Genomic DNA, 25,970 nt, shown 5'->3' with positions numbered 1-25,970 from the left:
AATTAAGAAACGCAGCCCCAAGTTCACTTCCAATTTATAAGAAGCAATTACATGAATGTTTTCATGCGGGATTTCTTCATTAAAACATTTCAAATAGGCATAAGGGAAAACCTCTTCATCACATTGTCACGTTTATGATTAGAAGCCCTAATATCAAAAAAATCCTGTACTTCATTCAACTCTTAACAGGAACATACCGTTTAGACAAAAACGGGACCAAAATAAGTAAAAATATTACAATAAATAAAATTTGTGCTTTTTACTCTTTAGTTTACTCACTCCTAACTTATGAGCTTATACTATACCTATAGGGGTATATTGTCAAACTAAATAATTTCACAAAGTATATATACAAAAGAGTTAAGGGCCCAACAAATTATTTAAAATGCAAGTTAAAAACATACATAACACCGTTCAAAATTTTATGAACGGTGTTAATTCCTCTAATTTCCCCATTTTTTTGATGTTTCCCCTTGTTTCTGTGCCCATTTTCTAAATAAAGCAATTACCTGCTTCATTCTCTGTCAACTATCTTTGAAAAGTCATCAAGAGTACTTGAATACTTGATATAGGTTCGTGGTAAAAGATAGAGTTCATCTTTAATACCCTTCTCAATAAATGGTCCAGGAGTTGTCGTAAGTCCAAACAAATAGTATTTCTTCGTTTCTGCTACGACTTTATCGTTGAAATTCCCGTAAGGATACGCAAGAACATTAACTGGTTTACCCGTTATTTTTTGAATTTTATCTTTGGACCCTTTCAGTTCATATTCATAATTTTTTATTTTCGTCAAATCAGGATGTGTAGCAGTATGAGACTGGATTGAGATTATCCCCGAATCAGCCATCAGTTTTAAATCCGATTTCGATAATCTGTTGGAACGACCGATAAAGTCAGAAATAACAAAAATGGTGCCAGTTGGTTTAAAATGTTCGGTTTTCAGTTTTTGAAAGATTGCGAATGCATTCAGATTGTTTTTGTACCCGTCATCAAAGGTAATGAAAATGGGTTTGTTTACTTTATTAATGTCTTGCCATCGATCAAAAGTTAATAATGTGAAGCCATGGTCTCGCAAATACAACATTTGTTTCTCGAAATTCTTCGGGGTTACATATAACTCCTTAGAACCCTGCCCATTAAACTCGTCGATCGAATGATAAATCAAGATGGGCACTTCTAGTTGCTTACCGAAAGCATGAGATGCGGGAGATGCGAACACAAATGTGAGAAATAAGGAAATCAATACAATATTTTTCATAGAACTCCTTCCTGAAGTACTTTGTTTTCATATATGGTCCCACAAAGTCCTAGAAAAAATCAGAATCACCTTGAAAGATTACATGCACACATACCAATCCATCTATTCCCTTCGCGTCCACTTTGAATCCTTTAAATACTCATGATTTTCATAGTACAAATAACATTAAAATGTGCGCGCTACCTCTTGTACGATAAAACGATCATCATTTGTTCTTAACATCCATAATAAACTGATGGTAGCTGCATTGTTAAAATACCTTTAAAAAATCCTTACTAGAAGGTTAAAATTAAAAAAATTTGAACATCTGATGGTTATCACGAAAACCTATTGGGCCTTAAAAGAAGAACATTCGTGTTTATGGGAGGAAGTAGGATGCAACACAACGATAGGAAAAGGGAATGGAACGGCTTTTCTAAAACGATTCCCTATACTCTTTTAGATGTAAAAGATGAATTAAAGAAAAAAGGTAAAAAACAGTCTTCTGTTAAACCGCGGGAATTAACGGGAGAAGAGACAATGTTAATACATGAAATTAAAGAACGAACAAGACAACACAACAGTAATAATGTGACCCGAACACATGCCTATTTTCAGTTTTATCTCCGTTACCCAGAAATACACTGGGCACTACTTGGACATATGGTATCGCGTAATGGCGGTTGGAATATGACGGATTTAAAAGGGGAGTTATATACAAGACTTTTATCGGAAAAAGATCAACTTATCTTCTTTTCTTTTCTGGAACGAGGGAACTGGTTAATCTTCCAAGATGTGTACCCACAATTTTTGTTGTATGAACAAAGTGTCAAAAGATCAAAAAGACTGTTTCATCTTCTACCATTTTTCAATGTATCAACTTTTATGGAAACGTTGTGGAACCATTTTTGGAGAAAAGGCGACCACTATATGTTAGCCATTGCCACCGTTATTAATGAACAAAGCTATTTAGAAAAAAGTGTCTTTCAAAATACCCATTTTAAAAAGACCGTACTAAATAGTATTGGATTCAAACTTTATGATTTTTTTCGCTTTAACCATATTCTTTTTCCATTCTATAAGGATGAAACCAAACAAAAAACATCGCTAGTCGGGAATACAATGAAGCATTTCACCTCCCTACATGAGCGAATATTGCTGGGCAAGCGATTATACTCACAGCTGTTTAGCAGTGAGAACATCTTATCAGGAGTAGTAGAATGGGCACATGATCATCCACATACCGGTTCGCGAAAAGACTACTGGCCGCATTTGTTTAATGATATAAACGAATCATTCCCCCGTGCATTTTATAAACGTCGAACAAAAAAGTGCCAATTAAGAAAAGGTGCGGATCGTTTATACAGTCCGGGATTAATATACTCATGGAAAGATATTAATCATGAAGAGGAAGAAAGCAAAGACTGGTTTGAGGACTGGAAAATAACGGAATACTTAATCGATAAGGAAGAAAATACAGATGGGGAGGTTTATGATGAGTACTGCAAAACGCTTGAAAAAATTGAACTTGCCATTCTGGCAAAAAAAAACGTCCTACTCCGAGAAGAAGCAGAAGACGAGTAACCTTCGGGCTTTTGTTGCCACCATAGTTCTCTCCTGTTTCATCGGGACTTATTTAGACTTACTGTTTGTCGGTAAACAAATGTATGCCTTTCCAGCAAGACCTTTCCCAGATATATTTACAATCAATGTCGCTTTTACATTATTGATATTGCCAATCTTTACTACGCTCTTTTTATGGATCGCAAAAACGTTGACTACATTTTCAAGAATCCTGTTTATCATTTTGATTGGACTTTGTATAGGTGTTTCCGAACCGTTTGCTGAGAATTTAGGATTGCTTACTCATAGCGAAGCATGGCATCATTCTTATTCCCTTTTCGGCTACATGATCTTCATGCTCCTTATTTGGAATTTTTATCGATGGTTTCAATAACAGGGCGACTGTATTATAAGTATTAAAAAACAAAGGGTGTCACAAAAATTCCAATAAACTTTTTGTGACACCAAATATGCTAGCAGGGTTTACCGTCTGGACTGATGATTAAAAACTAAAATAGCTCACTCCTTTGAAAGAAATATGGAAAAACCTTTTTAAACTTTTCAGAAAATCTTGTTCGCAACGATTTTGGCACCCATAGCCAAGATATTAAGTGCATGATATATAATGCATCTAAATATAATGGTTGTGAGACGTAATTAGATCATTTTGACTCAGCTTTTTTATTATTTGGGCTATACCAGTACCTCTCTTTTTTCAGCATATTTTAAGGAGGAATGTATGAAAGAAATTGGCATCAAATCATATTTGTGTGTTGGTACTGTCAGTAACCCTATTTATGGTCCTAAAAGTAATAAGATAATCTTTATTGCTGATTATTCTGGTTTACCGCAGGTTTGGACAAAGGATTTCGATATAAGAGAACCAACCCAAACTTCTTTTACTAATGAACGAATCACTTTTTTTAAATACTTAAACAGTTCATCACAGCGCGGCCTATTTATCGGAATGGATGTTGGCGGTAATGAGAAGCAACAACTGTTTTTACTCAAGAGTGATGGTGTACTGATTCCGCTTACCAACTCACCTGAACATAAACATGAATATGGGGGTCACTCACCTGATGGAAAATGGATAGCTTGGTCAAGCAATCGTCGAAATCCTGCCTTTTTCGATATCTATATTCAAAATGTCGAAACATTAGAAATACAAATGGTTTTGTCAAAGGATGGTCTCTATACCCCCATCATGTGGTCTCCTGATGGTAAATCGTTATTGATTCGGAAAACAAATTCCCAGTTGGATAACGATTTAGGTTTACTGAATCTATGCACAGGAGAAATGAACTGGTTAACAGATCATCAGGGGGAAGCAAGCTATAAAAACCCTCATTTCAGCAAGGATGGAGATCATCTCTATTTATTAACAAATCAAGATAGGGAATTTTTTGGGCTCGCAATCATTGATCTTTCAACAAAAAATATCACCTGGCTGGAGGTGGGACAGTGGGACTTTGAAGGCCTCACTATGAGTAAAGATCAATCAAAGTTAGCTTTTTCAATTAATGAAGGAGGTATTTCAAGAGGCATTCTTTTAGATCTAAAATCAAGTGCCCTTTATACATGGCAGACACCAATGGGGGTGTTAACTAGCCTAACTTTTTCACCCGACAATCAAAAGTTAGCCTACGTTTTCAATGGGCCTGCCTATCCTTCTGATATATGGCAGGTTGATCTAGGAAAAATGAAGACAGAACGGCTTACTCAATCTCTTCAGTCAAAGCTTTTGGAAAATAAATTAATTGAACCTATTCTTATTTCATTTAAGTCTTTTGACAATCTCCAAGTACCTGCATTTTATTTCAAGCCAAATACCCAGACAGAAAAAGTTTCAGTTATTCTATATGTTCATGGGGGTCCTGAAAGTCAAATTCGGGCTGTTTTCAATCCAGTTCTGCAGTATTTTCTAAGCCTTGGATATGCAGTAATTACTCCCAACGTTCGCGGAAGTACAGGATATGGAAAAACATATACTCATCTTGATGATGTTCGTAAACGAATGGACTCCGTAAGAGATCTTGTTTCATTAGTAGATTGGTTAAAGAAAGAGGGAAGCACTGATCCTAATAGAGTTGCCATTATGGGAGGGAGCTATGGAGGCTTTATGGTTCTTGCAGCCATCTCCCATTACCCGGAATTATGGTCTGCTGCGATTGATCTCGTTGGGATTTCAAGTTTCAGAACTTTTCTTAAAAATACCAGTCCGTGGCGACGCAAACTTCGCGAAGCTGAATATGGAACTATCGAAAAGGACGGAAACTTTTATGATTTGATTGATCCATTGAATCAAACTGACCGGATTACCAGTCCGCTGATAGTACTCCACGGGTGTAATGATCCACGGGTCCCAATAGAAGAATCTGAACAAATTGTAAAAAAATTAATGGCACGAAATCATCCTGTACAGTTTATCCACTTTAAAAATGAAGGTCATTCCATCGTAAAACTAAATAATAAAATTACTGCGTATACAGCAATAGCACATTTCCTTAATCAATATATTGGTAAATAATTTATGAGTCTTTTAAATTTTGAAGGGTGATTAAAAGGAATTGGAACCCATTAGGAAAAACGGTCTTAGTTTCTCAAATAATTAGGCAAAAGTGATCTATTGGCACTGCACTACCCATATTAACTGTATTTGTAAGTTTCCTCATATGACTTCGGAAAGAACGCGCTGGGCTTCTTTTGGGTTGCTAAAACGCAATTAGTACACGATATTTATTTTAGTGATCCTCTTAGAAAAAAATGAAAAGCCACCTAATTCGGCAGCTTTCACAAATTACACTAATTCTTCAATTATTTCAGCACCATAAGAGTTGTCGATTATGCAGCGCCAGGTACCAATGGAATCCTTCCTAAATACATATGTCGCGGTTCTTTCCATAGAGAATTCGGAATCGTCTTTTTGATTGGCACTAAGCTGGGCTTTTGCCACAACCAATGCCGTATCACCCGTTTCGATTATTGCCATCTTTTCTTGTTTGACGATTAAACTATGATTAAAGTAATCAGCGATAGCAACGAATGCCCGACGTATTTCATTTTTCCCTTTTGCGAATGTTCCAGGTTTGACAACTAAAGTTGCATCCTCTGAATAGAAATCCATCAATTGATCGAAGTCCTCGTTATTTATTGCCCTATCTGCATTTTTTATAACTTGTTCCAGTCCGTGCTTTTCCATATTCATCCTCCAATTCAGCCTCTCGAAAATGAAGCCGGCTTTATACTAGTGAATATTCGACTGCCTTGTTGAGGTATCCTGCTCATAAAGTGAATAAGAAAAGTATGCAAAGTAATAATCAGAGTAAGAATGTAATATAAAGGTCCCATCTCTTCTATGATCAAGATTCAACTCACGACAACCGCCATAATGACCATTATTCATTCCTCCTTCAAAAGAAAAAGTTATACGAGGTTCTCAAAATAAACTGTGTTGTGGCAATCCTCCTGTCAACCTACATGCAGTTAGCTGACGCACCCATTCATTCAATAAGGATTAATAATGGTTGATTAAGCTTTAAAATATTTGAAAGGATTGAATTAAACATTCTTCATTATCAACATTCTGTTTCTTTTCTTCAAAGGCTATATTAAGTTTACTATAAACACTTTTCCAAAATAGAATGGCAGGTTTGTTACTAATTAATTCAAGCACATAATATTTCCCCTTTTTTTGTTCAAACAATTCTTTTAACAAAGTTATTGTGATACCTTTTCTTCGGTATTTCTTCAACATGAAAATATCATTAATACTGTAATCATAGTCTTTTTCTAAAAAAGGTCTTTCCAATAGTAAAAAGAATCCAACAAATGTTGTATCCTTTTTTAGTAAATAAGGGGATAAACCTTTTCTCTCCCAAATTAAATCAAATGAATCAAATTCAAAGGAACCATTAGATGAAATCTCTAAACTGCCGGTATACTCTGAGAGGTCGTGTAAATAAAGGGAATACAAATTCTGTAAAATATGCTTTTTATCTTTAGAAATTGGAATTAATGATACAGTCATTGGTATACCTCCCTTACATATTTTTTCTTTATATAAATTCTAGTTTTAAATAATTTGTCCTTCTTCCACCAAAATCAAGCATTCATTTCGGTTTATCATTTTTATAATAACTACAATGAGAGGTATATCATACAGTACGATTTCTGCAATCAAAAAAACTCAGGTTTTAGAATTCGGGACTTTTCACCCAAGAACTTTGTGGGATAAAAAACGCCATATAAGCGATATAAGACGTTTTTTATGCTGAGCAGGGGTAAAGGGGTTTAGAATTACACATTCTAAACCCTTTTCTATTCATATCATTCTTTAACACCGTTCACTTTATGTAATAAAATGAACGTCCGCAAGCTATAAACACACTTTCACGAATGTTAAACAAGACGATTTTGATAGATTTTTATCCGTTGGCAAAAGTGTACTTTTACGAACGGGCTATTGATAAAGTTTGACGCTTTCGGAAAAACCCAGTGGATGAAATAAGAGTTCAAAAAATTAAGGGCCTGCTCCCCTTTTGGGAACAGGCCTTTACAATAAGGAGATAGATGTTGTCTACCGACCTATTCTAACTCAAATTAAATGTTTGACTGTTTATCGTATACTTATTGATTTTTCCCAAACTTGGTTCATAGCCAATTCCGGGCAATTCTGGAATCATGATCGTTCCGTTTTCTACGGTAACTTCAGGGTCAATAATATCTTCTGCCCAGTAGAGGGAGGAAGCGGCTGTATCTCCAGGAAGGGTAAAGTTTGGCAGGGAAGTGATTGCAATATTATGCGCTCTTCCAATGCCTGATTCCAGCATCCCCCCACACCATAGTGGAATATCATGTTTAAGACATAAATCATGGATTTTCTTAGATTCAGTTAAGCCTCCGACGCGGCCAATCTTAATATTAATAATTTTACAGCTGCCTAATTTAATAGCTTTTCTAGCATCTTCTAATGAGTGAATGCTCTCATCCAAGCAAATAGGTGTTTTTAACCTTGACTGTAAATCGGCATGGTCAATGATATCGTTATAGGCAAGCGGCTGTTCAATCATCATTAAATTAAAATCATCCAAGGCGGATAACCGGTTTATATCTTGTAAGGTATAAGCTGAATTTGCATCTGCCATTAGAGGGATTTCAGGATATACTTTCCGGACCTTGTCTATTAATTCAACATCCCAGCCCGGTTTTATTTTAAGTTTAAACCGTTTATAGCCTAGACCGAGACAAGCTTCAATCATATCCAGGGTCGAATCAATCGAGTCCTTAATTCCGATGCTTACCCCCACTTCAATTTTCTTTTTTGTTCCACCTAACACACTCGAAAGAGAAGCATTTTTCTTTTTCGCATACAAATCCCAAACAGCACCCTCTAAAGCGGCTTTTGCCATATAATTGCCGCGAATATGGGCGAAATATTTTTCAGAGATTTCATCAGGATGCTGGATTTCATTTTTTAAAATAATTGGAATTAGATAATCTTCGAGTATATGCCAGTTTGTTTTTAAGGTCTCTTCATTATACAGGGGGTCGAGCATCGCAACCGATTCAGCCCAACCGGAAATGCCATCATCGCTTTTTGCTTCTACAAGGATAAAATCCCTATTGTATTCCGTCCCAAAGCTAGTTGTAAAAGGTTCAAGCAAGTCTAGCTTCAAATGCCTTAAAATAACTTGTTTAATTTTCACTTGGAAACTCTCCTTTGGTGATAAACCTGTAAAAGACACAGTCTTACCAATTTTTTATTAAATAGGCTGACAGCAGCCTGAAATTACGGGCTCTTATTAAATCTACCTGCTTATTTCTTTGTTAGTACATAAAACTGAACTGGAATTTCTGTCGTTGAATCCTTTATAAAATCTGTTACCTGCCATCCTTGCTGAAATAAATCGCTAAAAACGTCCCTGGATTTCATTCGCCATTCATTGGCCGCTTGGATATTTGTGGCTCTTATTGTTCGAAAATCCTTTGGAATGGCCACAAAAGCTGTATCACATTCTGGTTCAGGCAGCCCAAGAGTGAAAGAAGGAACAGGCAATCCCTTTTCAATGGTATCCCATTGAATAAGCGAGTTCTCCATTACTAATACTAAGTCCAGCGCGATTCCCCTTCCTCTAGAATCCGTTGTCTCCTTCTTGCCAATATGCCATTCGACAAGAAAGCGGTCAGAAGGAACTCCACTGTTTAATAGATCTTCCATTTCACCATAGCAGTTTGCGATATATGTAGAACAGACCCCACCAAGCTTGCCTATATTTAAATACCCATTAATACTTTCTAACGGATCGTATGTCCAGGTAATAAGGGAATAGCCGAGCTTTATCGCTTCTTCACGTTGTGCTAGTTTTAGCTTCTCCCCTATTCCTTTGTTGCGAAATTGCTCATCTATGCCTAGAATATGTGAACAAAGATAGGCTGATTTACCATTGAAACCTGGAAAGCTGTATTGAAATCCAATCAGCTGATCCTTACAATAAGCTCCTAAAACCAAACCACCGTTTTTCACTGCTGTTATGGTTTGGTGTGAGGGAATTGAATCAGTATCCCCCCAAATGTTACATTCTAGCTTTCTCACTTCCTCAAGTTCTTCAATTCGATGAAGGGAACGAATTATAATTTCCTGTGTTTTCGTCATGGTCAACCTCCTAAGAAAATCTCAAGCGCCTTGATTGCCCAAACAGCCAAAAGCTGGTCAAGTTAGTTAAACGGCTGATCGCTTTTCGGGCTAGGCACTTTACCCCTTATTTAATATAAAATGCAGTACTTCCCTATCTTTTTGACAAAGAAATCATTCCTGATTACTGAAATCAGCTTCTTGCAATGGAATCATTTTTGTTCTCTTTACGATTTTATAGCCTAGAAAAGCCAGGAGAAATAAAGGAAGCCCTATATAAGAAATTAATATTCCATACCAGTCAACCTCAGGGCCGAAAAAAGCAGAATAATTTTGTCCCAGGATAGCCGTAACACATAAAATTGTGGCTAATATCGGACCGAATGGATACCATTTTGATACATAAGGCAAATCTTTCAAATCTCTTCCTTGTGCAATAAACGCCTTCCGGAAACGATAATGTGTTATCGAAATTCCTAACCAGGATATAAAGCCGGATAGTCCTGCAGCATTTAATAACCAAGTATAAATAGTACCTTCACCGAAAAGAGAGGTTAGAAAAGCGGCCATCCCAACGATGGTAGAAAAATACACAGCGTTCACTGGAATGCCGCCTGCATTCACTTTTTTTAGAAACGAAGGGGCTTTTCCTTCTTTCGCCAGCACCCAAAGGACGCGAGAAGCTCCGTACATGGCGGAATTGCCTGCTGAAAGAACAGAAGTAAGAATTACCACATTCATAACGGAGGCAGCGATAGCAAGCCCTGCGTTTTGAAAAACTAGAGTGAAGGGACTTACCGCAATATCTTCAATATCTGAGCTTAACAAACGCGGATCGTTATAGCTGATTAGAAATCCAATCACAATGATCGCCAATACATAAAACAAAAGCAGTCTCCAGAAGATTTGCTTAATAGCCTTGGGAATATTTTTTCTCGGGTTTTCACTCTCCCCGGCTGCAATTCCTACTAACTCGGTGCCTTGAAAAGCAAATCCAACCACCATAAAGACACTTATAATGGATAAAAAGCCACCTTTAAACGGTGCTTCCTCTTTGGTGAAATTTTCAAAACCTACTGCATGACCCCCCATTATTCCAAAAATCATTAATAATCCTACTGCTATAAAAATGATAATCGTTAAAACCTTTATAATGGCAAACCAGAATTCTGATTCTCCATATCCTTTTACCGATAAGATATTCAGTCCAAATATGATTGCAAGAAATAATGCGCTCCAAATGATGCCCGGGACAGAAGGGAGCCAAAATTTCATGATCAGGGAGGAAGCTGCTAATTCCAGAGCGACTACGATTGCATTGTTATACCAATAGTTCCATCCGATCGCAAATCCCAAAGCCGGATCGACAAACCTTGATGTATATGTGCTAAAAGAGCCTGTAATAGGAATAAAGGCGGCCATTTCCGCTAAGCTTGTCATCAGAAAGAAAACCATGATCCCGGCAATAATATAGGCAGCTACAGCTCCTCCAGGACCCGCAGTATGAATGATGGAACCGCTCGCTAAAAATAGCCCTGTTCCAATGGTTCCGCCGATTGCAATCATGGAAAGATGCCTTGGTTTGAGTTTGCGCTCCAGTTGTTTTCCATCAGAAGCTGCTTGGACATCCGTTTGTGATGCGAGTGCGGTATTTTTCATGAAACACCTCTTCATTAAATTTTTATAGTGAACTTCTCTTCTTCCGCCGCCAGTATTACTGTGTTAATTAAAATTTTCATTCCATAAATAAGGGCATGTAAATATGTAACATTCTCAAATGCGCCATCATTGATCATTTGAAGATCGCCTTCTCCTTTTTCTTCCGCAGGCTGAAATATTAATCGGAGAGTAAGTTTAGGCCGAATTCCGCTGGAGGCAATGGCCAACGCTAAATATAAAACGATTGTGCTATGTGGATCGTGTCCACATGAATGATTGGCCGTTGCAACTCCATTTACTTCCTGAACAAGCGCATCCATAGCAGCCCTCTATGCCACAACCCTTTTTGAGAGGCCTGGGATTCAATAATTCTTGATGATGATCAATATATTGAATTGGGTTCATATTGATTTACCTCCTTTAAATGAATTTTAACTTTATTAAAAACTCATTCATTAAACACTTCATAACTTGAATATAGCCTTTCTAATTTTTGCTGATGGGTATGAATCCGTTTTGCGTCTTTTTCATGTATGCCTGCAATAACCAAGTCCAATAAGCTAATGACGGAAGCGATTGAATTGGTTCCGGTTTCTGCATTTTCTTCAGTTGTCAGTGCAATATCAGAGATACGACCAACAGGTGACAGGAGGCGGTCTGTAACTACAATTAAACAAACCCCTTGTTCTTTTGCGCACTCCGCAACTTTTACTATTTCATTCGCATATCTTGGAAAGGAAAAAACAATTAATACTGACTTGTTAGTGAGGTTACAGAACTTTTCATAGAAGTCACCTGTTGGCGAACATAAACTTACATTTTCCCTTAATGAACTTAGCGTATAGGAGAACCAATAGGCGGCGGCATGGGAAATCCGATGTCCTGCAATTAATATTTGGTCAGCCTGTATCAGGACATCGACCGCTTTCCATATATCCTGAACGTTCGTATGATCTAATAGATGTCTTAAAATATGAACTTCATTTTCTATCACTTTGGTAAATGGATCTTGATTGTCATCAATGCGGAGATTGGTATCCCTATTGGGTATATCTATTTGATTTTGATGCAGTAGCTGTTTTTGAATTCTTGCCTGCATTTTACTAAACCCTTCAAATCCTAATGAATAGGAAAACCGAATGACCGTTGTTTCACTAACCTCCGCTTTTTGCCCAATTTGAAAAGCAGTTTTAAAGGCGGCTTCATCCAAATTTTCAATTAGGTAAGCGGCAACTTTTTTTTGACCTCCCGATAAATGGTGGAATTTTTCTTTCACTAATAATTTAAAAGATGGCTGTTCCATAGCATATCTCCTCTCTCGGTGAATTAAATACTTCTTTTTAAAAAAATGTTGAATCAAATACTTTATGTACACATTATCATAATAAAATTAGAAAAAGAAGTATTTTTTGATTTTTTAGATAATTATAAATATCAGATCTAAGCAGCAAATTTTTCATTCAGATAGTATTTAAATTTTGGTCTACAAAAAATGACTATAAGAAGAAATTCCTTCTCATAGTCAAATAGAGATTAGGAGATCATTGAATATTTACTTTGATGGGATATGTGTCTTCTAATCGGCTAGGTGTAAAAAGCAAACTTAATAAAACTAAGGCAAAAGCCGTAATTTGCCTTCCTATACTGTAAAATTCTTTTAGAGTTTTAATCAGCGATTAATAAGTTTCAATCAAAAGTGATTCGTATTATTCTCCAATTACTTTATTTGTAAATTTAACAACTTCAATGTCATTTAACACCATTGAATATGTTAGAATATTCTGTATTGTAGTATTAACTTATTTAAGGGGGCAATTTTATGGAGAAATCATTTGAAGGAAACGCACTTTTACAAGTTTTAACAGAGGGAAAACAGCCTCCGAATTGTGATTTAACGTTACAGATTAAAGCAAATTATGCCCAGGAAGGAATTGCAAGGGGTGTATGGAAAGTGGATGAAAAATTTATAAACGGAAACGGTGTAGCAATGGGTGGATTTGTCACTTCTGCGGCAGATATTATAATGGCTTATGCTATTTCTTCTAAATTAAGTATCGGACAATCATTCGCATCTATTGATTTACATACTACCTTTCATCGGCCAGTAAGATTAGGAGACGTACAGGTTGAAGCAAAAGTAGATCGAATCGGAAAAAAAACAGCTTATCTACTCGCTGATTTATTTCAAGATGATAAAAAAGTGGCAAGCGTTGTGTCATCAGTTATGATTCTTTAAACTGGCTAATAAAAGCATGTTGCACAAAAAGCCCTTTGTAACATGCTTCCCTTTTACTAATCTAAACCAGCATTAAAATCGGCTTACAAATTCCTGATAGGTATTTAGATGTTATGCTTATAGCCTTGGGGGAAAGGAAAAATAGAAGGTCATAAAACAGTAAGATACGATGTAAACAAAATCATTTATAAAAACAAAATATAGTGTTTATAATTGCTTTTTAAAAAAATTCGGAGATTGAAATTAGTGTGGAAAGTAGGGCACTCGCTTTTCCCGAAAGAGTCCCACACCCGTTCCAATCAACTTGAAATGATTACGTTAGATCAACTGGTGCCTGAGAACCATTTGGTTCGTAAAATGGAGTCCGACATATATTTCTCTTTCATTTATTACATGGTGAAAGACATACAAAAGTACGGAAAGTAAAGATCATTAAAAAGTAGTGTCTCGTCACATTTGGCAAGAATACGTGGACGAACTAAAAAAAATTGCATGTCTTAGAAAAGCATCTTTCGTAAAAATCCGCTGCAAGTTACCAGTCCCTTAAAGACCTCACTCTCAGTTTTCATCAAACTCCCCGACAGTTCCAAAGAGCCTTACTATCGCAAAATCATCAGTATTCATTGAGTTCTTCAATATAGCCCAAAATTGGACAAATGGCTTGTCTGTTAACTAAGTTAAACAGATTTTGAGTAGAGTCTAAGCGATGAATATGGATAAAAAAGGCCTGACCTTCCTGCGAGAGAGAGGTCTGACCAGAGTAGAGTCAATTGAAATTCTTATTTGGTTAATAGCTAAACAAACCGGAGATTTTGTAATTCTTTCTATTCTTTCTCATTTTTCGCAATATACCTATTAGTATCGGTAATAGGTTTCTAATGCCAGCAAGCCCCTCTCTACTTAATATTCTCAACATATTGATCTGATTCACCATAAGAATCTATTTGATTCTTATTTCCCCGATTTTTTATATAGTAGACAAGATAGCATAAAGCAATGAATGGTATTCCACAATACAGGGCAATCCGTTGGCTCTGATCGAAAGCAAGACCTACAATAGAAGCGAAACATAAAACAAAAGCGGCTATGGGCACATAAGGGTAAAGTGGTGTACGAAATTTTAAATCTTTAATATCGCCACCCGCTTTAAGATAATGTTTACGGAAAACATACTGTGATAATGCAATTCCCATCCATACTGCAACAACCGCAAATCCAGATATAGCCACAAGCACCATATAAACTGTATCCGGTGCAACTACACTAGAGAATAATGACAAGCAGGCTACTGCCATACTTACAATCAAAGCATTAAACGGAACTCCTTTTGACGTTACCCTTCCTAAGAAAGGATTTATCATCTTCTCGTTTGAAAGAGACCATAACATACGGGTAGATGCATAGAGACCGGAATTTGCTACTGACAGTAAAGCTGTAATAATAACAAAGTTCATGATATCGGCTGCATAAGGTATCCCTATGCTATCAAAAACCATAACGAACGGACTTTCAATCACTCCCGCTTCTTTCCAGGAGATTAATCCAGATAGCACAAATATGGCACCAACAAAGAAAAAAATAGTGCGCCAAATTACATTTCTAATGGTTAGTGGAATGTCTTTTTCCGGGTTTTCACTTTCTCCAGCAGTAATGCCGATAAGCTCTGTTCCTGAAAAGGCGAAATTCACGGAAATCATGGTTATAAATATCGGAAGGAGTCCATTTGGAAAAAGGCCCCCTTCCCCGGTAAAATTAGAAAGCATCGGAGCAGCTGCACTCCCGTTCATAGGAATGAAGCCAAACATCGCTGCTCCACCTAATATGATAAAGAAAATAATAGTAATTACTTTAATGCCGGCAAACCAAAATTCAGTTTCCGCGAAAAATTTTACAGAAAAGGCGTTCAGCAGAAAAAGTATAATCGCGAAGAGTGCGCTCCACATCCAGACGGAAGTTTCAGGGAACCATCTCTTCATCAGCAGACCGGATGCAGTAAATTCCGAACCTACCGTAACTACCCATGTAAGCCAGTAGAGCCAACCAATGGTAAATCCGGTAGCAGGACCCACAAACCTCGTAGCATATGTTTGAAACGAACCGGTTACCGGCATAGCTACAGTTAATTCGCCAAGGCATAGCATGACTAGATACATGATAAGCCCACCAACCAAATAAGCGAGAATCGTTCCTCCCGGTCCAGCCTGATTAATCGTATTACCTGTACTTAGAAAAAGACCCGTTCCAATTACCCCACCTAGCGAAATCATGAACAAGTGCCTGCTTTTCATTGAACGCTTCAACTGATTTTGATCGGTACTATTGGCGTCTAGCATCCAGTCTCCTCCTTTATGTATATGATGCAGTACAATACGATTGACCTCGGGTCGATGCCTATAAAGCTATCAATATCACATGAACCTTTTCTATCATCTTTTGCTCGAAACTTTAAAACAAACCACTTTTGTTTCAGTCATTTCTTGAAGTGCAAACTTTATTCCTTCACGGCCTAAACCAGAACCCTTCACTCCCCCAAAAGGCATAGCATCTATACGATAATCAGAGCTGTCATTTACCATAACCCCGCCTACATCCAATTCACGTATAGCTCCAAACGCCCTATTTAAGTCACGAGTGAATATGCCTGCTTGCAAGCCGAAATCCACATTGTTAGATTGGAAAATGGCGGTATCCAGATCGGGCACACTGTGAATGGTAACAACTGGTCCGAAAACTTCTTCAGTTGCCAGCTTACAATCTGCTGGAACATTCTCTAAAACAGTTGGATAGTAAAAAGAACCTTGACGTTTGCCGCCACACAGCAATTTTGCGCCTTTCCCAACAGCTTCATTAACCCAACTCTCAACTCGCTTTGCTTCTTTCTCTGAAATCATAGGCCCCATGTCGGTTTCCTCTGAGAGTTTATTGCCTACTCGATACTGTTGAGTACGGTTAACAAACTTTCCAACAAAGTCCCTATAAATATCTTCTTGAACATATAATCTTTGCACTCCCAGGCAATTTTGACCTGCTGCCCAAAAGGCGCCGGATACTGTCGATTCAACCGCTTCTTCTAAGTCAGCGTCTTCCAGAACGATAACCGGTGAGTTCGATCCCAGCTCCAAATTCATCTTTTTCAAACCTGCCTTTTGCATGATAGCTTGGCCAGTGGCGAGACCTCCTGTGAAAGAAATCATTCGTATGGCTGAATGAGTAATCAGACTCTCGCCCATATCACTTGGATACCCCGTAATGACGGACAATACTTTAGGCGGTAAACCTGCTTTTTCAAAGGCTTCTGCCAATAAAAGAGCACTTAAAGGTGTAGCGGGTGCCGGTTTTACGATGATGGCATTTCCAGAAGCAATAGCGGGTCCCACTTTATGGGCAACAAGATTTAATGGATCGTTGAAAGGCGTTATAGCTACAATAATCCCAACAGGGAAACGATAATAATAACCCATGCGATCTTCACTTCCAGGCATTTGGTCAAACGAAATCGTTTCGCCATTAATTCGCCTTGCTTCTTCTGCGCTAATTCGAAGTGTTTCGATACAACGCACCACTTCTTTTCTCGCCTCTTTAATGGTCTTACTTCCCTCACGGGCGATGGTCATTGCATATTTTTCCTTATGCTCATAAATCCAATCGGCAGCACGATTTAGAATGGCGATTCTTTCATGTGTTGGCATGTCCGCGGCTATTTTCGCTCCTTTTTTTGCCTCTTCAATGGAATGAAGTACATCCTTCTCATTAGCAGCAGGAACGGTTGCAATTAAACTATTATCCTGTGGATCGAGCACTTCAATTATTTTTTCGCCGGATACCCATTTTCCAGCAAGAAACATCTTATTTTTCTTTGTAAGCGCTTCAATAAGTGTCATCGATAATCACCCCGTATAAGTAATTTTCCAGCTTATAACTTGTGGTATATAAGATCATAATTGCCCACGACTCATATTGATTAAATCAATCAGAATAGAGAATCCTGTTTCTTTGCGACCAGCTCCGGCACCAATCAACGTAATCGGACCGGCTAAGTCACAGTTATACGTAATAGCGTTTTGTGCTCCCAAAACCCCAGCTAGAGGATCTGTAAGAGGTATAGCTTCAGGACCTACCTTTGCGATTACTTTATCACCATCCTTTTTACATTCAGCAATAAGCTTCCACCTTTTCCCTGCAGACTTTGCCCATTGAATGTCTTGATGTGTAAGATGACTAATTCCTACACATTCTACTTCCTCACGTTTCATCGGAATATTCATTACAACATTAGCAAGAATAGTAGCTTTATACTGAGAATCATATCCCTCTACATCGCTAGTAGGATCTGCCTCTGCATAGCCAAGAGCTTGTGCCTCAATTAATGCATCCTTATAGCTCAATCCTTCTTCCATTTTGGTCAAAATATAATTAGTCGTTCCATTTAAAATCCCCCGCAATTCAAAAATGTTATTTCCCGCCAATGAGACGAGAGGCATTTTCAATGCTGGTGTTCCACTCATAACAGTACCTTCGAAGCCCCACCGCACATCATTCTTTTTGGCCAACTCAGCTAGTTCTTGGTAAGCTAAAGAAACGGGACCTTTATTGCTCATTACTACGTTCTTTTTACTTTCAAATGCCGTCTTACAATGATCGATGGCAGGTTGTCCAGTCTTTACATCCGTGAAAGTGATCTCTACGATGGTATCCGCATTACTCTCAAGGATTGTCTTAAAGCTGTCCCATCCCCTTATCAACCCAGGGGTTTCAGGGTAGCTCTCCAGCTTTCCCGTTTCCTTTACAACTTGTAATACTTGAGAGATATCCAACCCTTCAGGGTGATAAAGAGAGCCCTTCATGACATCGGAAATTGCAACAATTTTAGCATCAAAGCCAAGTTCACTGCGTAAAGACTCACCTTTATCTTGTAAAATTTCTGCCAATCCTTGTCCGACTACGCCAAATCCAAGCAAAGCAATTTTATGTGTCATATCCCATACCTCTTCCATTATTAATATCTTTATTTGCAGCTACCGTTACTGGTAGTTGTGATTCCAAATGGGCAAAAGCTTGTTCCAAATCAGAAATAAGATCTTCCGTATCCTCAATTCCTGCGGAGATACGAACCAATCCTTCCGGGATACCAAGAGCTTGACGTTCTTCAAGAGTACATTCCACATGACTGGTCGTTCTTGCGGGTCCATATATAGTTTCAACAGCTCCAAGATTCCCGGCTTTATTTGCATATTGTAATTTTGGCAATAAAATTTTTATTGCATCCATCTCACCTTTCAATACAAAACTTAAAATTCCGCCGAAACCCCTCATCTGTTTCTTTGCAATATGGTGATGGGGATGTGTTTCTAATCCAGGATAATTAACCGCTTCTACAAGCTTTTGCTTTTGCAGATACTTTGCGATTTCCATTGCACTCTTTTCTTGCTGGCGTACTCGAAGTTTTAACGTTTTCATCCCTCTTAAAATAAGATAGGCTGACCAAGGATCCATCGTCGCTCCATTGATTTCTCGATAATGATAGACTTTTTTCATCAGTTCTTTGGTACCGCATGCAACACCTCCTAATGCATCGGCATGTCCGCTTAAGAATTTAGTTGCACTATGAATTACAATGTCAACTCCTAATTGAATGGGATTTTGATTAATGGGAGTAGCAAAAGTATTGTCTATGATAACCAATGCCCCCACCGATTTTCCGGCTCTTACCATTCTCTCAATATCAGTGATCTTCATCGTCGGATTGGTTGGAGACTCCAAATATAAAACCTTGCAACCTTTGGCCACTTCAGCCTCGATTTCTTCATGATTTCCTGTGTTGCATAACTGCACATCTACATCGAGATTCGGTAAGAATTCGGTAAAGATTTTATTGGTTCCCCCATAAGTGTCTTTAACCGATATAACCCGGTCCCCCGGTCTTAAAAATGTATATAGTGTGCTGCTTATAGCGGCCATTCCTGATGAGAAACCAATTGCTGCCTCAGCTCCCTCGAGGATTCTCACTTTTTCCTCCAGAGCTTGAACAGTGGGATTTGTCATGCGATTGTAGATATACCCAGGCTTTTTTCCAATGGCCACTTCATGCCACTCGTCTATGTCCTCATAATTGTAGGCAACACTTAGCACCACAGGAACTTGAGTTGCATTGTAAGCAAGAGATTCTTTTTCTCCTGCCCATACAGCCTTTGTACCGGCTTGTATATCTTTAAAGTTTTGCTCACTCATGTTCTTTCACCTCTAATTTTCATAGTTTTGTCAACCACATCTCTGTTCGGATTTATATAATATATTGTATATTGTATTTTTATAGCTTCCTTTGCCGTACTAGTTTTCGCTTCTTTTTTTACGTTCTTACATTTTTTTTCATTTTTATTATGAACGTGCTTTTGTTAGCAACTAATAACACAACATGTTTTAATATATTGTATATTGTATATTGTATATTAATTACCCTCTCCTTTTCTTTATACTAGTCACCACTTCCTTTTTTTCACCTGCTTAAATTTATTCTTTGCCAATTTTAATATGAAGGTGCTTTTGTTAGAAGAGCTATTAACTCAGCATATTTTCTTGTTATATTGTATATTGTATATTGTATAATATGCTGAATAATCAGAAATATTATTCGTATTAAGACATATGATACACTGGACTCTTCCCCTTTTCAATATATTTTATTAGTTTAATCTTAAAAAACTTTCAATTAACACGTATAGTTTTAATGATGTTCAATATTCTATATCCTTGTAAAAGCCTTAAAACCCAAACTACAATTGTTCCCACACTCCGTGGTTCTCTCAATTCGTTTAAGATCTGAATTTCTATGGCAGCATCGCCTCATGTGGACTTAGAGACTGATTGGGATACAGGTAATAGTGAGCTGCGATAATTACTAAACAGTAGAGCTATTGAAGAATTTAGAAGCCTATGCTATACAAAAATTAAGAATTTTCAATTTTATATTGTATATTGTATAATAAATGTATCAATTTTTAGCATAGGGGAGAAGGACTATCAAAAAGAGATACCAATCACTTAAAGACCATGTATATAATCATATTGCTGAAGAAATTCAGAATGGAACATTGCTTCCTAATCATAAGGTAAATGAAGTTGCACTAAGCGAGAAGTTAGAAGTAAGCAGAACCCCTGTAAGGGAAGCTTTGATACAATTAGCTTCAGAAAATTTACTTGAGTATTTTCCTCGAAAGGGATTTATCGTTAAAGAACTTGATACAAAGAATAAGCTTGATGTTTTTCAAGTTGTTGGTGTGCTTGACGCCCTAGCAGCCTCATTATCTATAGCGCATATTACAAAGAGTGATATTGAACTAATGGAAGAGCTGGTTAAAAAAATTGACCTGTCAATTTCACAAAAAAATTATTCGGATTATCAGCAATTCCAAAATCAATTCCATAAAGTATATATTGATAAATGTAAAAACGATACATTAATAGACCTTCTTAATTCTTTACAAAACAGTTTTGTTAGACAAATCTATTTGAGCAAAGACGAAGAAAAACTTTTTGCCGTATTAGAACAAATGAATGAACATCATAAAAAAATGATCACTTACTTTAAAAAAGAAGACAAAGAAAATTTAGAGCAACTTATTAAGAATGAGCATTGGAAAATAACACATATTGATATGATATAGGATAGATGGTTTTGGTACAAAAATGATTTACTTGAAGGAAAAGTCGTAACTTTCCTTTCAACTTACAGATTATCATCAATTCTAATCAATTTATGGATAAGTTTCTTTTGTTTTTGGGCAGATTTGACCCTTTAATGAATCTGTCCTTTTTTGATAATGTGCAAAAGGGTTTAGATTGTTTAATTTTTAATTTATTACTTGCACTATAGAACCAATCCCCTTTTTAGCAAAACTATTAAATTTTTCGGTTATTGCCATTAGTATCTTTTCATACCTCACTATATATTTACAATTGTTCATACCGAATTTTCAGTTTTTATTCTTCAACTACCTCAGTTTAATACGATTTTCTCACAAATACTCGCTTAATCTCAGGATTTCATCGCCCTTGAATTTAAGTTCACTATTAAATGGAGTGATTTTAGGACATGAAGAGTCCCTTAAGGTATAGTGAAAAGTGAATAACAAAAAAACCTACGAACCTTTCATTCAAGGAAGCAGGCTTTCTTTATTTTAATTTTTGCATAACAAGTAACGTGGAACGCCTTATCTTTCACTGTATTATTTACACCGATTACGATTGTTTCACGCTCATTAAATCTTAAAACATCCACATCCATGTGCTCCCTTTTCAGTAAAACCCACTCAGTTCTATTCAACTGATTCGGACACTTTGGTTATTAAGTATTTATGTAAGACACTCATTAGTTAACCTCATCAGCTCTGCTCTAACCAGTTCACTCAACAATAGACACATGAGCGAGTCCTGTTTTGGCCACAGGTGCATGTAGATTGTACAAGAGCGCCCTGAAGAAAAATTGGAGGCATCAGCCACTCTTTCTTTTGATGCTTATGACGGAACAACTAAACGATTTACTTAAAGATATCCATTCCAGCTTTAAAAAATGAGTTTAATCCATTAGCCACTGATTGAACCGTATTCGCATTATTTAGTAGTGACTGTTTATTCTCCACAGTTGGATTCGCTTGTGCTTGCAGAAAGGAGGCTTCCAGAGTTGACAACTTTTGTCTCAATTCATTGATTTGCCCTTGTACTGACTCCTTAGTAACAATTGCAATTGCATCTCTGAAGTATTGTTTACCTTCTGGCTTTATCGTTGCTTTGCTTATCTTCCCAGTCGTACTCTTTTTGATATCTATGAGGTTTTTGTTCACAAGTATCACTAACTCGGCCCTTATCACTTCAAGACTTTTATTGTACTTTTCAGCAATTTTACTTACACATCTTTCTCTATTGCATTCCTCAAGGAAAAAGAGTATTTGCTTTTGTAGATCGTTCATATTTGTTTCTCCTTTTAACTTTCTTTCATTTGTGAGAATTCTTAAGTTTCTTTCTGCCGGTTCTTTGAAGTTTGTATGCCATTAACCCCAAAAACACAGATATTGTTATTTAATGTAGTATTTTCTCTTAAAAAGTAGCTTTAATTTATCACAGGAACCACAGAATCTAATATAAAACTACAGAAACCAACAAATATTTTTTAAATATTCAAAAAAATTATACAAAAATTGGAATTACACAAAATCATATGATATGACGTCTTGGCCTCTATCGGATATACCCAGGATAAACAATTTTCTGGGACCCTTAGATTGTTCTTAAAGAAAATTGGCTTTTTTTTTATATTCCTAAAATGGCGATCTGTAAGATTGATGAAACATTTTGAAAGTTTAAAGCGATGCGTGGGCTTATTCGTGCATCACGTGGGAGCTACCGAATACTAGATCGAATGATATCCAGTATCAATAAAGAAGTCATCTATTTTATTCATTTATTAGTCTACAAAAAACTTACTCACTAACTATTCCTTTTTTAACACTCTTAATCTATCCATTTTGCCCGCGAGAAAAAGGTTGCCGCAGCATTATTGAACCAGATTAAATATGAAAACAACTTGTCCCAACATCCCCAACAAGCTAAATAGATTTGTTAACTCTGCAATGGACAAATTTTATTATTTTTGAAATATGAAATGAAGCCGGGGGGCGATTACCTTAGAAACAGATAGCCTTAAACGTTCGCTAAAGCATGAAGGGTTCAATAGGAAAATGCGTAGTTTGAAACTACATTCAATATCCCAAAACTGAGTTTGATAAGGGAAGTCATTTCGAATCATACATATTCTATACGGCTTCTATGAGAATATTCAATCATGACCTGTAGGACTATCTGTAATAAATGTGCAACAGGAAACATTGTTTAAGTATTAAACATACTTAATGAATACTTTTTCGCCATCATTTCCAAGAGTTTTACCCCGGCAACGCTGTTCCCCTTCTCATCCAGCGCTGCACCATAAATTCCAATTCCGCATTTTCCAGGGACAGCCCCCATGATTCCTCCTGACACGCCGCTTTTGGCCGGAATGCCTACATTAATGGCAAATTCACCTGAGGCATTATACATGCCGCAGGTAACCATAAATGTCTTGCAAATACGAGCAATGTCTCCGGGGATAATTTGCTTTCCCGTCAACTGATCTTTCCCATTCATGGCCAGCACACAGCCTATCCTCGCCAAATCCTGACTGTCCATTTCAATGGCACACTGCTTCGAATACAATTCGATTAAGTCCTCCACATCTTCGTTTATTACATTATGCTGCTTTAAAAAATAGCTTAACGATCGATTTAAGTCTGCTGTATTGTATTCTGAACTGGCAACTGCTTCATTAAAATCGATAATAGGATTTTGGGTCAACTCCCGGATAAAATATAAAATACGCTTAAGCCTCTCATTTACATTGTCACCTGAAACCATGTGGGTAACAGTCAATGCTCCTGCATTGATCATCGGGTTTAACGGCTTGGATGGCTTGTTTGTCTCTAACTTGGCAATGGAATTAAAAGGATCACCGGTAGGTTCTTTTCCTACAAATGAAAAGACATAGTCCTCTCCTTTTTCCATTAATACCATAGCAAGTGTCAATACTTTTGAAATGCTTTGGAGGGTCATTTTGACACTTACATCCCCCGCACAATATCTTTTTCCGTCAGGATAGTAAATAGCCACAGATAAATCTCCAGGATTCGCCTTTTCAAGAGCCGGTATATAGTTTGCCACCTTTCCCTTAACGGTAAATTTTTTTGCCTCATCAACAAGTTGCTGCAATTCTACATTGGACCTGCATTGATATCCCATATTTTTCACAATTTACCCTCCTTTAAAGGCGAATTCTTGGTAGATAGTGGACTGATTATTTTACAACATCCCATTGTTATTTTTCACAAAACCAGCAAGCAGATAATAAACAGAAAGTAAAGTTAATATTAATAGGAGAAAAGAATAATCAGGATTTCACTCTATTTGCTGCCTGATTTCCTGAATGATGGTTTCCAGTGATGTCACGACGCCTTTTTCATCCTTATAACTAATATGCTTAGGTTGAAAATGAACGGGCGAATCCAAACCTGCTGCTGCTGAAATTCGAAATAGTCCTTTTCGAAGTGTCACGAGAAAGTTGACGACGCGGTATTTCTTTTCGTCAATCACGAGAGCCCTTTGCAATTCTGGGTCTGTTGTGGCTACCCCAACTGGACAGGCATTAGATTGACATTTCAATGTTTGGATACATCCTATGGCAATCATAAATCCACGAGCTATATTGACAAGATCAGCCCCCATCGCCAAAGCAATCGCAATCCGGTCAGGGGTGAACAGTTTACCTGAAGCAATAATTTTAACCCGGTCGCGTACCCCATATTTTTGAAGGGTGGAGACAACAATTGGCAGGGCTGATTTAATCGGCAAACCGACACTATCAATCAATTCTTGATAAGAAGCCCCTGTTCCGCCTTCCCCTCCATCCACAGTGATAAAGTCCGGACCTTTGCCGGTTTCCTTCATATATTTGGCTAATTCCTCTACGCTATCATTACTTCCTACAACCATCTTCATTCCAACAGGTTTACCCGTATGGCTGCGGATTCTTTCAATGAATTCACACATTGTCGGTACATCATTGAACTGATGAAAACGATTGGGGCTATCAATCGATTTGAATGGTTCCACTTTGCGAATTTCGGCAATTTCTGGAGTAACTTTTTCAGCATCGATATGTCCCCCGCGTGTTTTGGCACCTTGAGCGAGCTTAACCTCAAATGCTTTTATTTGAGGAATTTCACTTTTCCGCTTTAACTCGTCCCAATCCATTTCGCCATGCTTATCGCGCACTCCGAACATGGCTGGGCCAATCTGCATAATAATATCGACGCCACCCTTTAAATGATAAGAAGAGAGTCCGCCTTCCCCAGTATTCATCCATGTGCCTTTCGCTAAAGCCAATCCTTCTGATAAAGCTGTGATGGCATTATGTCCTAATGAACCATAGCTCATCGCCGACATCCCAATTAAACCTTTTAATCTAAATGGATGTTTTGTATTTGGGCCAATGATTACGGCATCATGGTCATGTAATAAGTAAGCAGACGATTCCTCATCCTCCCATTTTTCCTTTCGCTGCATAAGAAGCGGATCTCTCAATAAGATATATCTTTTAGTTATCACCTTTGTTTCTCTATCGAATTTTTCTTCTTCGGTTAATTTGGGGAACATAGCATTCCGAACAAAAAGGCCTTCTTCATCAAAATCACGTTTTGAACCAAACCCGATTACATCCCGCATATATTTTGAGCTTTTTACAATATGTTCATAATCATCTCTTGAAAATGGCTTCCCTTCAGTATCCTCGTTAAATAAATATTGCCGAAATTCCGGTCCGATTTTTTCTAAAAAATAGCGGACCCTCCCTAGTACTGGATAATTCCGTAGTATAGCGTGGTGCTTCTGATTTCGGTCTAATATTAATAAATAGACTAGAAAAATGACAAGTGCTATTACAACAAGTGCAATAGTAATAAATGAAATGATAATTAAACGACTTGCGATATCCATTTTTACCCCTCCTAGTAATGATTATATTGTGTTTAATTTACTCTAACTTGAATCTCTTTATACAA

At 37.3% G+C, this 25,970-nt stretch carries 22 protein-coding genes; 6 read left to right on the top strand and 16 right to left on the bottom strand.

Features of this window, described 5'->3' with window-relative positions:
• Positions 1 to 514: 514 nt before the first annotated feature.
• A complete protein-coding gene (locus tag UP17_RS09505; RefSeq protein WP_061462778.1) occupies positions 515 to 1,258 on the bottom strand; it encodes a polysaccharide deacetylase family protein in 744 nt (247 codons plus the stop codon).
• A 375-nt stretch (positions 1,259 to 1,633) separates the two neighbouring features.
• Between UP17_RS09505 and UP17_RS09500 the strand changes: the two genes are divergently transcribed.
• From UP17_RS09500 to UP17_RS09495, 3 genes are all read left to right on the top strand, one after another.
• Positions 1,634 to 2,821: a DUF2515 domain-containing protein gene (locus tag UP17_RS09500; protein WP_061462776.1), complete on the top strand. Its 1,188-nt coding sequence runs from the start codon at positions 1,634 to 1,636 to the stop codon at positions 2,819 to 2,821.
• A complete protein-coding gene (locus UP17_RS26320) occupies positions 2,733 to 3,194 on the top strand; it encodes a CBO0543 family protein (protein WP_250211785.1) in 462 nt (153 codons plus the stop codon). The genes UP17_RS09500 and UP17_RS26320 overlap by 89 nt, the downstream gene beginning before the upstream one ends.
• Before the next feature lie 345 nt (positions 3,195 to 3,539).
• The gene (locus tag UP17_RS09495; RefSeq protein WP_061462773.1) at positions 3,540 to 5,330 is read left to right on the top strand and encodes a S9 family peptidase; all 1,791 of its coding nucleotides are present in this window, start codon (positions 3,540 to 3,542) and stop codon (positions 5,328 to 5,330) included.
• 270 nt (positions 5,331 to 5,600) lie between these two features.
• On the opposite strand, the gene UP17_RS09490 is transcribed toward UP17_RS09495, so the two are convergent.
• From UP17_RS09490 to UP17_RS09460, 7 genes are all read right to left on the bottom strand, one after another.
• The gene (locus UP17_RS09490) at positions 5,601 to 6,002 is read right to left on the bottom strand and encodes a YybH family protein (protein WP_061462771.1); all 402 of its coding nucleotides are present in this window, start codon (positions 6,000 to 6,002) and stop codon (positions 5,601 to 5,603) included.
• A gap of 336 nt (positions 6,003 to 6,338) precedes the next feature.
• Positions 6,339 to 6,830, bottom strand: a complete 492-nt coding sequence (locus UP17_RS09485; protein ID WP_061462770.1) for a GNAT family N-acetyltransferase — start codon at positions 6,828 to 6,830, stop codon at positions 6,339 to 6,341.
• A 562-nt stretch (positions 6,831 to 7,392) separates the two neighbouring features.
• Positions 7,393 to 8,508 (bottom strand): o-succinylbenzoate synthase, encoded by a 1,116-nt coding sequence (gene menC, locus UP17_RS09480; RefSeq protein ID WP_061462768.1) that lies wholly within the window; start codon positions 8,506 to 8,508, stop codon positions 7,393 to 7,395.
• Positions 8,509 to 8,618: 110 nt separating this feature from the next.
• The gene (locus tag UP17_RS09475; RefSeq protein ID WP_061462766.1) at positions 8,619 to 9,455 is read right to left on the bottom strand and encodes a hypothetical protein; all 837 of its coding nucleotides are present in this window, start codon (positions 9,453 to 9,455) and stop codon (positions 8,619 to 8,621) included.
• 153 nt (positions 9,456 to 9,608) lie between these two features.
• Positions 9,609 to 11,093, bottom strand: a complete 1,485-nt coding sequence (locus UP17_RS09470) for an amino acid permease (protein ID WP_061462764.1) — start codon at positions 11,091 to 11,093, stop codon at positions 9,609 to 9,611.
• A gap of 14 nt (positions 11,094 to 11,107) precedes the next feature.
• A complete protein-coding gene (locus UP17_RS09465; protein ID WP_061462762.1) occupies positions 11,108 to 11,413 on the bottom strand; it encodes a M20/M25/M40 family metallo-hydrolase in 306 nt (101 codons plus the stop codon).
• A 128-nt stretch (positions 11,414 to 11,541) separates the two neighbouring features.
• Positions 11,542 to 12,396 carry a MurR/RpiR family transcriptional regulator gene (locus UP17_RS09460; protein ID WP_061462761.1) on the bottom strand — a complete coding sequence of 285 codons (855 nt, stop codon included), beginning with the start codon at positions 12,394 to 12,396 and terminating at the stop codon, positions 11,542 to 11,544.
• A gap of 516 nt (positions 12,397 to 12,912) precedes the next feature.
• Here UP17_RS09460 and UP17_RS09455 point away from each other — a divergent pair.
• Entirely contained in the window at positions 12,913 to 13,329 is a 417-nt protein-coding gene (locus tag UP17_RS09455) for a PaaI family thioesterase (RefSeq protein ID WP_061462759.1), read from the top strand.
• Between the two features lie 246 nt (positions 13,330 to 13,575).
• Positions 13,576 to 13,755: a hypothetical protein gene (locus tag UP17_RS27475; protein WP_155727286.1), complete on the top strand. Its 180-nt coding sequence runs from the start codon at positions 13,576 to 13,578 to the stop codon at positions 13,753 to 13,755.
• 470 nt (positions 13,756 to 14,225) lie between these two features.
• Here UP17_RS27475 and UP17_RS09450 read toward each other — a convergent pair whose 3' ends face one another.
• The 4 genes from UP17_RS09450 to UP17_RS09435 form a co-directional block, all read right to left on the bottom strand.
• Complete coding sequence (locus tag UP17_RS09450; RefSeq protein WP_061462758.1) at positions 14,226 to 15,662, bottom strand: amino acid permease; 1,437 nt, start codon at positions 15,660 to 15,662, stop codon at positions 14,226 to 14,228.
• A 93-nt stretch (positions 15,663 to 15,755) separates the two neighbouring features.
• Positions 15,756 to 17,210, bottom strand: a complete 1,455-nt coding sequence (locus UP17_RS09445; RefSeq protein ID WP_250211784.1) for an aldehyde dehydrogenase family protein — start codon at positions 17,208 to 17,210, stop codon at positions 15,756 to 15,758.
• A gap of 54 nt (positions 17,211 to 17,264) precedes the next feature.
• Positions 17,265 to 18,305: a homoserine dehydrogenase gene (locus UP17_RS09440; protein WP_061462757.1), complete on the bottom strand. Its 1,041-nt coding sequence runs from the start codon at positions 18,303 to 18,305 to the stop codon at positions 17,265 to 17,267.
• On the bottom strand, positions 18,295 to 19,557 hold the full coding sequence (locus UP17_RS09435) for a cystathionine gamma-synthase family protein (protein ID WP_061462756.1): 1,263 nt from the start codon (positions 19,555 to 19,557) through the stop codon (positions 18,295 to 18,297). Before UP17_RS09435 ends, UP17_RS09440 begins: the two co-directional genes overlap by 11 nt.
• A 788-nt stretch (positions 19,558 to 20,345) precedes the next feature.
• Here UP17_RS09435 and UP17_RS09430 point away from each other — a divergent pair.
• Complete coding sequence (locus tag UP17_RS09430; protein WP_061462755.1) at positions 20,346 to 20,990, top strand: GntR family transcriptional regulator; 645 nt, start codon at positions 20,346 to 20,348, stop codon at positions 20,988 to 20,990.
• Positions 20,991 to 21,475: 485 nt separating this feature from the next.
• Here the strand turns inward: UP17_RS09430 and UP17_RS29225 are convergent, their stop codons facing one another.
• The 4 genes from UP17_RS29225 to UP17_RS09415 all read right to left on the bottom strand — a co-directional run bounded on the left by UP17_RS29225 (position 21,476) and on the right by UP17_RS09415 (position 25,905).
• Positions 21,476 to 21,604, bottom strand: coding sequence for a hypothetical protein (locus UP17_RS29225; protein WP_284149569.1), 129 nt, complete (start codon positions 21,602 to 21,604; stop codon positions 21,476 to 21,478).
• Between the two features lie 259 nt (positions 21,605 to 21,863).
• A complete protein-coding gene (locus UP17_RS09425) occupies positions 21,864 to 22,292 on the bottom strand; it encodes a hypothetical protein (protein ID WP_061462753.1) in 429 nt (142 codons plus the stop codon).
• Between the two features lie 919 nt (positions 22,293 to 23,211).
• Positions 23,212 to 24,153: a glutaminase A gene (glsA, locus tag UP17_RS09420; RefSeq protein WP_061466046.1), complete on the bottom strand. Its 942-nt coding sequence runs from the start codon at positions 24,151 to 24,153 to the stop codon at positions 23,212 to 23,214.
• Between the two features lie 156 nt (positions 24,154 to 24,309).
• The gene (locus UP17_RS09415) at positions 24,310 to 25,905 is read right to left on the bottom strand and encodes an FMN-binding glutamate synthase family protein (protein WP_061462751.1); all 1,596 of its coding nucleotides are present in this window, start codon (positions 25,903 to 25,905) and stop codon (positions 24,310 to 24,312) included.
• Positions 25,906 to 25,970 lie beyond the last annotated feature (65 nt).

The organism is Peribacillus simplex (genome assembly GCF_001578185.1).
Lineage (GTDB): Bacteria > Bacillota > Bacilli > Bacillales > DSM-1321 > Peribacillus > Peribacillus simplex_A.
This window is presented reverse-complemented; position numbering and strand designations above follow the sequence as displayed.

What these genes read in the sequence shown, in the direction of transcription:
- UP17_RS09445 (WP_250211784.1), bottom strand. Translation starts at nt 17,210, where the DNA reads ATGACACTTATTGAAGCGCTTACAAAGAAAAATAAGATGTTTCTTGCT.
- UP17_RS09500 (WP_061462776.1), top strand. Translation starts at nt 1,634, where the DNA reads ATGCAACACAACGATAGGAAAAGGGAATGGAACGGCTTTTCTAAAACG.
- UP17_RS09470 (WP_061462764.1), bottom strand. Translation starts at nt 11,093, where the DNA reads ATGAAAAATACCGCACTCGCATCACAAACGGATGTCCAAGCAGCTTCT.
- UP17_RS26320 (WP_250211785.1), top strand. Translation starts at nt 2,733, where the DNA reads ATGAGTACTGCAAAACGCTTGAAAAAATTGAACTTGCCATTCTGGCAA.
- glsA (WP_061466046.1), bottom strand. Translation starts at nt 24,153, where the DNA reads ATGGGATATCAATGCAGGTCCAATGTAGAATTGCAGCAACTTGTTGAT.
- UP17_RS09435 (WP_061462756.1), bottom strand. Translation starts at nt 19,557, where the DNA reads ATGAGTGAGCAAAACTTTAAAGATATACAAGCCGGTACAAAGGCTGTA.
- UP17_RS09485 (WP_061462770.1), bottom strand. Translation starts at nt 6,830, where the DNA reads ATGACTGTATCATTAATTCCAATTTCTAAAGATAAAAAGCATATTTTA.
- UP17_RS09495 (WP_061462773.1), top strand. Translation starts at nt 3,540, where the DNA reads ATGAAAGAAATTGGCATCAAATCATATTTGTGTGTTGGTACTGTCAGT.
- UP17_RS09475 (WP_061462766.1), bottom strand. Translation starts at nt 9,455, where the DNA reads ATGACGAAAACACAGGAAATTATAATTCGTTCCCTTCATCGAATTGAA.
- UP17_RS09415 (WP_061462751.1), bottom strand. Translation starts at nt 25,905, where the DNA reads ATGGATATCGCAAGTCGTTTAATTATCATTTCATTTATTACTATTGCA.
- UP17_RS09425 (WP_061462753.1), bottom strand. Translation starts at nt 22,292, where the DNA reads ATGAACGATCTACAAAAGCAAATACTCTTTTTCCTTGAGGAATGCAAT.
- UP17_RS09450 (WP_061462758.1), bottom strand. Translation starts at nt 15,662, where the DNA reads ATGCTAGACGCCAATAGTACCGATCAAAATCAGTTGAAGCGTTCAATG.
- UP17_RS09465 (WP_061462762.1), bottom strand. Translation starts at nt 11,413, where the DNA reads ATGGATGCGCTTGTTCAGGAAGTAAATGGAGTTGCAACGGCCAATCAT.
- UP17_RS09490 (WP_061462771.1), bottom strand. Translation starts at nt 6,002, where the DNA reads ATGGAAAAGCACGGACTGGAACAAGTTATAAAAAATGCAGATAGGGCA.
- UP17_RS09460 (WP_061462761.1), bottom strand. Translation starts at nt 12,396, where the DNA reads ATGGAACAGCCATCTTTTAAATTATTAGTGAAAGAAAAATTCCACCAT.
- UP17_RS09440 (WP_061462757.1), bottom strand. Translation starts at nt 18,305, where the DNA reads ATGACACATAAAATTGCTTTGCTTGGATTTGGCGTAGTCGGACAAGGA.
- UP17_RS09505 (WP_061462778.1), bottom strand. Translation starts at nt 1,258, where the DNA reads ATGAAAAATATTGTATTGATTTCCTTATTTCTCACATTTGTGTTCGCA.
- UP17_RS09455 (WP_061462759.1), top strand. Translation starts at nt 12,913, where the DNA reads ATGGAGAAATCATTTGAAGGAAACGCACTTTTACAAGTTTTAACAGAG.